Source organism: Phyllobacterium sp. SL163 (genome assembly GCF_049896885.1).
Classification (GTDB): domain Bacteria; phylum Pseudomonadota; class Alphaproteobacteria; order Rhizobiales; family Rhizobiaceae; genus Phyllobacterium; species Phyllobacterium calauticae.
On the sequence record NZ_JAFCVE010000019.1, the window covers coordinates 1 to 2,500 of the forward strand.

General features: G+C 54.2%; 2 rRNA genes (1 of these 2 cut by a window edge). Both read right to left on the reverse strand.

The features are described 5' to 3' along the window. Positions 1–157: 157 nt before the first annotated feature. Positions 158–272, reverse strand: a 5S ribosomal RNA gene (gene rrf / locus ACP7B1_RS24505). 287 nt (positions 273–559) lie between these two features. Next, positions 560–2,500: ribosomal RNA gene (locus ACP7B1_RS24510) — 23S ribosomal RNA — on the reverse strand; it runs 992 nt beyond the window's last position.

Here is a 2,500-nt window from a genome sequence, read left to right on the forward strand (position 1 = left end):
GCTGCTCCACCCCGCGCCACCATATCGCCGCTTGGCGATGGAAGTAATTATGCTCTTACATTGGTGTTATTGCAAAAGCAAAAGGCCGCTTTAGGCGGCCTTGGATGCGTTGGTATGGAATGTGGAGAGTGTTTTGATTTCATGTTGCGTTTTGCAGACCTGGCAGCGACCTACTCTCCCGCGTCTTGAGACGAAGTACCATTGGCGCTGGAGCGTTTCACGGCCGAGTTCGGAATGGGATCGGGTGCAGCCGCTCCGCTGTAACCACCAGGTCAGCAAAAAGCAACGATGAAAGAGAAGCTGGTTTTGTTTGTGTTGAATGTCGCTCACGCATATCAGCCCTATCGGGCTGTGCTGCGCGGGGGCGCGGCACGAGCCGCGACGCACTATCGTGCTGTATTTGGAGCTTTTCCTGGAACCGAAGTTCCAGAAAGTACCCATACAGACCGCTAGGTCGTCGCCGGACGTCCGGCGCGCCGTCGCAGCGCCCGCCCCAAAGGGGCGATACGGCGCGTGAGACAGTCAATTCATCGCTTGGCGATGGATATAAGTAATGAGAATGATCAAGCCAATCGAGCTATTAGTACCGGTAAGCTTCATGCGTTGCCGCACTTCCACACCCGGCCTATCAACGTGGTGGTCTTCCACGGCTCTCAAGGGAATACTCGTTTTCAGGTGGGTTTCCCGCTTAGATGCCTTCAGCGGTTATCCCGTCCGTATATAGCTACCCTGCTATGCGGCTGGCGCCACAACAGGTCCACCAGAGATACGTCCATCCCGGTCCTCTCGTACTAGGGACAGATCCTGTCAATATTCCTACACCCACGGCAGATAGGGACCGAACTGTCTCACGACGTTCTGAACCCAACTCACGTACCGCTTTAAATGGCGAACAGCCATACCCTTGGGACCTGCTCCAGCCCCAGGATGCGATGAGTCGACATCGAGGTGCCAAACAACCCCGTCGATATGGACTCTTGGGGGTCATCAGCCTGTTATCCCCGGCGTACCTTTTATCCGTTGAGCGATGGCCCTTCCACGCGGGACCACCGGATCACTATGACCGACTTTCGTCTCTGCTCGACTTGTCAGTCTCGCAGTCAGGCGGGCTTATGCCATTGCACTCGACGACCGATTTCCGACCGGTCTGAGCCCACCATCGCGCGCCTCCGTTACTCTTTAGGAGGCGACCGCCCCAGTCAAACTACCCACCATACACTGTCCCGGATCCGGATAACGGACCGCGGTTAGACATCCATATAGGTAAGGGTGGTATTTCAAGGATGACTCCACGAAGGCTGGCGCCCCCGCTTCAAAGTCTACCACCTATCCTACACATGCCGACACGAATGCCAGTGTAAAGCTATAGTAAAGGTGCACGGGGTCTTTCCGTCTAACCGCAGGAACCCCGCATCTTCACGGGGAATTCAATTTCACTGAGTCTGCGTTGGAGACAGCGGGGAAGTCGTTACGCCATTCGTGCAGGTCGGAACTTACCCGACAAGGAATTTCGCTACCTTAGGACCGTTATAGTTACGGCCGCCGTTTACTGGGGCTTCGATTCAAAGCTTGCACCTCTCCTCTTAACCTTCCAGCACCGGGCAGGCGTCAGACCCTATACGTCGTCTTGCGACTTCGCAGAGCCCTGTGTTTTTGGTAAACAGTCGCTACCCCCTGGTCTGTGCCACCCTCACATACTTGCGTACATAAGGGTCACGCTTCTTCCGAAGTTACGCGTGCAATTTGCCGAGTTCCTTCAACGCAGTTCTCTCAAGCGCCTTGGTATTCTCTACCAGTCCACCAGTGTCGGTTTAGGGTACGGTCTATACGCGGGAGCTATTTCCTGGAACCGCTTCGAAGCCCTTCCAATCCAATAAGGAAGAACAACATACGCGATCCGTCACTACCCGCAGGCCCACGAATATTAACGTGGTTCCCATCGACTACGCCTTTCGGCCTCGCCTTAGGGGCCGGCTAACCCTGCTCAGATTAACTTTAAGCAGGAACCCTTGGACTTTCGGCGAGGGAGTCTCTCACTCCCTTTATCGTTACTCATGTCAGCATTCTCACTTCTGATACCTCCAAGAGCCCTCACGGGTCTCTCTTCAACGGCTTACAGAACGCTCCGCTACCACTTGCCTATTGCTAAGCAAATCCACAGCTTCGGTGTATGGCTTTAGCCCCGGTACATTTTCGGCGCAAAGACCCTTATTTAGACCAGTGAGCTGTTACGCTTTCTTTAAATGATGGCTGCTTCTAAGCCAACATCCTGGTTGTTTTGGGATCCTCACATCCTTTCCCACTTAGCCATAACTTAGGGACCTTAGATGGTGGTCAGGGTTGTTGCCCTCTTCACGACGGACGTTAGCACCCGCCGTGTGTCTGCCGATTAGTACTCTTCGGTATTCGGAGTTTGGTTAGGTTTGGTAAATCGGTGAGATCCCCTAGCCCATCCAGTGCTCTACCCCCGAAGGTATTCGATCGACGCTCTACCTAAATA